Source organism: uncultured Rikenella sp., assembly GCF_910579375.1.
Classification (GTDB): domain Bacteria; phylum Bacteroidota; class Bacteroidia; order Bacteroidales; family Rikenellaceae; genus Rikenella.
The window spans coordinates 1-6,267 of record NZ_CAJTUJ010000116.1; the positions used below are offsets into that span (position 1 = coordinate 1).

The 6,267-nt window shown below is 58.4% G+C and carries 5 protein-coding genes; 4 read left to right on the forward strand and 1 reads right to left on the reverse strand.

Annotated elements, in window-relative coordinates; all coding sequences use genetic code 11:
• Positions 1-180: 180 nt before the first annotated feature.
• A complete protein-coding gene (locus QZ302_RS08120) occupies positions 181-492 on the forward strand; it encodes a hypothetical protein (protein ID WP_294594317.1) in 312 nt (103 codons plus the stop codon).
• A 259-nt stretch (positions 493-751) separates the two neighbouring features.
• Here the strand turns inward: QZ302_RS08120 and QZ302_RS08125 are convergent, their stop codons facing one another.
• Positions 752-2,884, reverse strand: coding sequence for a S46 family peptidase (locus QZ302_RS08125; RefSeq protein WP_294594319.1), 2,133 nt, complete (start codon positions 2,882-2,884; stop codon positions 752-754).
• A 93-nt stretch (positions 2,885-2,977) separates the two neighbouring features.
• On the opposite strand from QZ302_RS08125, the gene purD reads away from it, so the two are divergent.
• The 3 genes from purD (at position 2,978) to QZ302_RS08140 (ending at position 5,908) form a co-directional block, all read left to right on the forward strand.
• Positions 2,978-4,303: a phosphoribosylamine--glycine ligase gene (gene purD, locus QZ302_RS08130; protein ID WP_294594320.1), complete on the forward strand. Its 1,326-nt coding sequence runs from the start codon at positions 2,978-2,980 to the stop codon at positions 4,301-4,303.
• Between the two features lie 346 nt (positions 4,304-4,649).
• Positions 4,650-5,684: a hypothetical protein gene (locus QZ302_RS08135; protein WP_294594322.1), complete on the forward strand. Its 1,035-nt coding sequence runs from the start codon at positions 4,650-4,652 to the stop codon at positions 5,682-5,684.
• Positions 5,685-5,758: 74 nt separating this feature from the next.
• On the forward strand, positions 5,759-5,908 hold the full coding sequence (locus QZ302_RS08140) for a hypothetical protein (RefSeq protein WP_294594324.1): 150 nt from the start codon (positions 5,759-5,761) through the stop codon (positions 5,906-5,908).
• The last annotated feature ends 359 nt before the right edge of the window (positions 5,909-6,267 follow it).

Consider the following 6,267-nt stretch of genomic DNA (forward strand, 5'->3'; position numbering starts at 1 on the left):
GCGATTCTCTATTTTGACGGTGAGTCAAAATAGCCTGAATCGCGTAAGGCGCGCGATCAAAACAGAAACGATTGCCCCGTTCTTTGTCCACGCGCTGGCGGAAATCTTATTCAAACGCAAATCACGCGTTTGAATGATTTCCTACTTCAGCGATCGCGCGCGGATCGAGCTTCGACCCGGATGAAACTGCCCTGCGCGGGCGGCGTCCGGGTGACCCCGGCGGGACGGAGCGATACTGCGTATCGCTTAATCAGCTCAGCCCAGTTCATTGCCCGCGCGCTGGCGGAAATCTTATTCAAAACGCATGACGCTTTGAATGATTTCCTACTTCAGCGGTCGCGCGCGGTCTGGTCATTGCCCCGGCTGGAACTGTTCCTTTTAACTTCGCTGCGCTCGTTTTCCTCCTCGCCGCTCGGCAATTTGCAAACTGCGTTTGCATTGCACTCGCCGGCAGCGTCGGTTGTGAACAAAAGGAACCGAAAAAACTTTTAACGGATGCTTACGCATCCTCCCGCTGCCGGCGGCCCAACCCAGTGTTCACGCGCGGATGGGCATTGATCCGTCTGAAACAGCCCTCGGGCCAGGCAGCCCCACGTCCCGTGGACGGGAAATGCCTACGCATTTCCACTGACAACCTCTACCCTAACTTACTCAAGCATTCCCAGTCCAGCCACAGCACCCCGCAAAACAATTCCGGCCGCCCTGCAAAACAGAACAGCCGGAACCCCTTATACGTAAATCACTGCACGATCTACCGCACGATCGTCATCTCGTCGATCAACCGCCGGCAACCCGCATACTTATCGATCAGAAACAACACATACCGGATATCCACCGCAATCGTCCGCTGCACCTCCGGTTCGAACGCGATATCGCCGCTCATCGCCTCCCAGTTGCCGTCGAACGCCAGCCCCAACAGGCGACCCTCCGCATCCAGCACCGGACTCCCCGAGTTACCCCCCGTGATATCGTTGTTCGTCAGGAAACAAGTCGGCACCTCGCCATCCACCGCATACGGCCCGAAATCCTTCGCTTTGTAAAGTTCCTTGAGCCGCTCCGGCACGATGAAATCCGGATTCTTCGGATCCTCCTTCGCCATTACCCCGCCCAGCGTCGTGAAGTAGTTATAGAACACCGCATCCGCCGCCCAATACGGCAGTACTTGCCCGTAAGTCAGCCGCAACGTGAAATTGGCATCCGGCGCATACGCCCGCTCCGGATTCATCTCCAGCAGCCCAGCCACCCACAGCCGATGTCCCTCGGCAAAGAGCTCGGCCGCCGGTTTCAACGCCCCATCCGCCAACTCCTTGCTCTTCGCCCCGATCGAAGCCGCCGCCACGACCGCCGGATCCGCCGCCCATTGCGCCCGGTCGAAATTCGCCAACGCCCCGTAGAACCGCGCCGTATCCGTCAGCAGCGAACCCTCCGACAACCGAGCCGCATAAGCCGCCACATCCGGCCGCACCGCAGCGAAGAACGACGGCTCGTCCGCCGCCGCCACACTGTCCGCGAAGATCTGCAACATCCGCCGCGTCACCTTACGGTCGGTCGCCGGGCTGTAGTTTTTGAAGAACGCCTCGCCCGCCCGACGGATCGCCTCCGCCGCCTTTTTGTCATCCTTCTGCCCTTCGAGAATCCCGTTCACCGCTGTCCCCAGCGTAAAGCTCTCCACCCCCGTCCGCAACGCCTCGTTCATAAACTGCTGGATCCGCGCCGCCTCGCGCCGCAACCGCACCGCGCTGTCGATCAGCGGCAACGCCCGGCCGTATGCAGCCTGCCGTTCCGGCGCCGCATTCACCCACGCCGTAAACTCGGCCTGCTGAGCCGCCTTTTTGCCCCGCACATCCAACTTGCGCAGCCCGCGGCTCATCCCGATCGAGTTTTTCCAGTAGTTCGACGACCCCGCATACTTGCTCGCATACTGAATCCGCACCTTCGGATCGGCCATCATATCCTCCCACAGCAACTTCTGGCGTTCGCCCCGGACGAAGATGCGGATCGGATTGTCCTGCTCCAGCACCTGGTCGATCTCATACGAAGTCATATAGCGGTTCGTCCGCCCCGGGAACCCCATAATCATCGCATAATCCCCCTCTTTGTATCCCTTGAGCGAGATTTCGAGATGCTTCGGCGCCCGGTAAGGCACATTGTCTTTCGAGTACGCCGCCGGCTTGTTGTCCGGCGACGCATAGACGCGGAACAGCGAGAAATCCCCCGTATGCCGTGGCCACATCCAGTTGTCCGTATCGCCCCCGAACTTCCCGACCGACGACGGCGGCGCCCCCACCATCCGGACATCCGTAAAGCGCTCCGTCACGAACAACAGATACTGATTCCCGCCGAACATCGGCACCACCTGCGCGCCGCGAAAAGCCTTGGCATCGCTATGAGCCTTGACGATCTTTTCCGACGCCTTTTTCACAGCCGCATTGCGCTGCGCCTCGGTCATCCCCGGCTTCACCTTCGCCAGCACCTCCGGCGTCACGTCTTTGATCTCGCGGATGAAGGTCACCGCCAGCCCCGGAGTCGGCAGCTCCTCCTCCAAAGTTTGCGCCCAGAAGCCGTTCTTCAGGTAGTCGTGTTCCACCGTACTGTGCTGCTGGATCGACCCGTAGCCGCAGTGGTGGTTCGTGGCGATCAGCCCGTTGGGCGAGATGATCTCGCCCGTGCACCCGCCGCCGAAGATCACGATCGCATCCTTGAGCGACGTCCGGTTCAAGTCGTAAATGTCCCGCGCGTCGAGCCTGAGCCCTTTGGCCTTCATCTGTTCGATGTTCATCCGCTCGATGAAAGGCAAGAGCCACATCCCCTCGTCGGCCGCCGCCCCGAACGGCGCGCACAGAGCCGTCGCCGCAGCGACCAGCCCGATCAGTCGTTTTTTCATATCCTCGTTGTTTGTATGGTTTTATTCTCGCTTCCCGGATTGCCGGGAGTGTCAAATTTACGTATCTTTGTCTCACTAAAAAAATCGATTCGGATGAAATTACCGCAGACGGTAAATATTCTGCTGCTCGGCAGCGGGGGCCGGGAACACGCCTTTGCCTGGAAAATCGCGCAGAGTCCGCGGCTGGAGAAGCTCTTCATCGCACCGGGGAACGCCGGGACGCGGTCGTGCGGGGTCAATGCCGACCTCGACCCGTCGAACTTTCCGGCCATCAAGCAGTTCGTGCTGAACAACTACATCAACCTCGTGGTGGTGGGTCCCGAACAGCCGTTGGTCGAGGGGGTGAAAGACTATTTCCTGAACGACTCCGAGATCCGGCACATCCCCGTGATCGGGCCGTCGCAGGAGGCAGCGCGGCTGGAGGGGAGCAAGGAGTATGCGAAGGCTTTTATGAGCCGGCACGGGGTGCCGACGGCAGCCTATTTTACCGTCACCCGGGACAATGTCGAAGAGGGCTGCGCGTTTCTCGCTTCGGATCAGGTGCAGGCGCCGTATGTCCTGAAAGCGGACGGTTTGGCGGCGGGGAAAGGGGTGTTGATTATCAACGACCTGGCGGAGGCGCAGGCGGAACTGCGGGCCATGCTGGAGGGCAAGTTCGGAGCGGCTTCGAAAAAGGTGGTCATCGAGGAATTTTTGTCGGGGATCGAAGTCTCGGTTTTCGTGGCTACGGACGGCAAGTCGTACAAGATTCTGCCTGAAGCGAAGGACTATAAGCGGATCGGCGAGGGGGATACGGGGCCCAATACGGGCGGGATGGGGGCTGTGTCGCCGGTTCCGTTCGCCACCCCGGAGTTTATGGAGAAGGTGCGCACCCGGATCGTCGAACCGACGATTCGCGGGATTCGGGAGGAGGAGCTGGACTACACGGGCTTTATCTTCATCGGTCTGATGAACTGCGGGGGCGAGCCGAAGGTGATCGAATACAACGTCCGGATGGGCGACCCGGAGACAGAGGTGGTTTTGCCGCGCATTACGTCGGACATCATCGACCTGTTCGAGGGGATTGCACACGGCACGCTGGAGGAGAAGACGATCACGGTGACGCCTCGGACGGCGGCGACGGTGGTGTGCGTCTCGGGGGGATATCCGGGGGAATATGCCAAGGAGCTTCCGATTCAGGGTTTGTCGACCGCTACTGCGGGTGAATCGGGCATGGAGTCCGAGGGCGAGACAATCGTTTTCCATGCCGGAACAGCTCTCAAGGGGGGCGAAACGGTGACGGCGGGGGGACGGGTGCTGGCGGTGACTTCTCTGGGAGATTCGATCCCTGCGGCGACGGAACGGTCTTACGGCACGATCGAGGGGATTACATACGAGGGTAAATATTGTCGTCGCGACATCGGCCGCGATCTATTATAAAACCATTCGTTCTTCCTGCACCTTATCTGGAGGGTACTGTTCTTTTTCTGAAGAAAAAGAACCAAAAAGACTTTAGACGGATGCTTCGCATCCTCAAGCTGCCGGCGACCCAAATCTCGATTTGTTCGTTGGGCTGTGGTTTTCCGGCGCAGCGCGCTAAATAATTGGGCATAATACCCTAAGCGCGCTCGCCGAGAAAACCCAGCCCGAAAGACTTGCAAAGAATGAGGACTGCGGAGCCTAAGGAGTAGCGTAGCTATCACGAAAGTTTTTGGTGCCGCTTTTTACAAAAAGCGGCAGTTCCGTCCGGTTAGGAGCAAGAGCGAATGAATTTAAAGATCAGAAGATGAGTTTCGACCTCACCCGTCAGAATCTGTTCAAGACCTTTTTGTATTTTTTGCTCTTGATCGTCATCTTCTGGGGAGTCGAATTGTTTCATCCCGAGCACTATCGCCAGATCGGAGCCCCATACGCCAGCGGGACATCCAGCCCGGCCGCCGGGACACCCTTGGGAGTGCTGATCGACAGTTTTCTGATTCGAGTTCCCGCCTTGGGCGTCCTGTTTTCTTCAATTCTCGTCTTCATCAACTCCTTTTTCGTCACCCGGATCGTCATTCGGAACGTCATTTTTCTGGAGCGCACCTACATGCCCTCCATCATCTACCTCCTGATCAGCTCCGGATACTACAACAACTACCTCACCTTCCGGCCGCTGCTCGCCGCATTTTTGCTGCTGCTCGCCTGCGAGATCATCTTCCGGAGCTACAACTACAAACCGCTGAGCACCGGCGCCTATATGACCGTCGGCTTCATCTTCGGCACCGCCGGCGCCATCTACGCACCCGCCTTGTTGCTCGTCGTGCTGATACCCGTCGGCCTGACCATCTTCCGCCTATTCGACCTCCGCGAATGGGTCGCCGCTTTCGGCGGTTGGCTGATTCCCCTCTTTTTGAGCGCCTACGGCGTATGGCTTGCCGGAGGCGACTTTCTGAGCATTCTGCCCGCCTGTCGCGACGCCTTACTCACCCCGCAGCCGCTTCCCGCCATCGAATACTTCAGCAGTTTCGAATGGACATTTATCGGTTGCGTCGTTATTCTGTTCATCCTGTCGCTCATCACCTTTTTCGGGCGGAGCCGCAGCTACAAACTCAAGCCGTTCAAGGCCTACATTTTTTTCATCTGGATGCTGCTGGCGAATCTGCTCTCGCTGGCGGCCATGCCGAGCCGGTCGCTCTACCAGCTGCCGATCGTCGCCATTCCGTTGGCGGTGATTATTCCGACCTATTTCAACAGCCGGAAGCCCAACTTTCTCACTAACTTTCTGTACGTCTTGATGATGGGTTGCGCCATCGTCATTCATCTGTTACCTTTTTTCCTTTGAGTTCTCCCCGCCACGCCTGCCTCATCTGAAATTCCACCTCCGCCCCGGGCTACCGCCATCGGGATACAGGTGCCTTGGGCGGCATCGGTCGCTACGGCTACAGTTGGTCGTCCACAACAGGCAGTCTCTACGGTCAGGACTTGAATTTCAATGCGCAGGGCCTCAGCACCAGTTACTCTGACAGTCGTGGCCATGGTCTTCAGTTGCGTTGCCTCTCGGAATAAACGGTGCAAGAGAGCTTTCGACGGAACCGATTGGGGCGGTGCCGAGCGGCACTCGAATTGCAAAATTTGAATGGGAAACGTGCCCAAGCCCGGGTTCTAAGTCCCCGGGCTCCCGCAGTTCCAGCTCGGGCTCGCTGAGCAGCGTCGGTTTCAGCGGATACAACTGGACTTCCACAATCAGCGGGACACAAGGAATATATTTGAACTTTGGTGCAACGTGGCTTTATCCGCGTACGGCAGTCTACCGCGCTCCCGGTTTTCAGTTGCGTTGCCTCTCGGAATAAACGGGGGCGCGTGCTCGCGAGGGCAAAGGGTTGGAGTTACCCTATTTGCGTTTTGAGTGCATCCCTGCGGTTCGA

Excerpts from the sequence above, each read along its gene's own strand:
- purD (WP_294594320.1), top strand. The coding sequence starts at position 2,978 with ATGAAATTACCGCAGACGGTAAATATTCTGCTGCTCGGCAGCGGGGGC.
- QZ302_RS08135 (WP_294594322.1), top strand. The coding sequence starts at position 4,650 with ATGAGTTTCGACCTCACCCGTCAGAATCTGTTCAAGACCTTTTTGTAT.
- QZ302_RS08125 (WP_294594319.1), bottom strand. The coding sequence starts at position 2,884 with ATGAAAAAACGACTGATCGGGCTGGTCGCTGCGGCGACGGCTCTGTGC.
- QZ302_RS08120 (WP_294594317.1), top strand. The coding sequence starts at position 181 with ATGAAACTGCCCTGCGCGGGCGGCGTCCGGGTGACCCCGGCGGGACGG.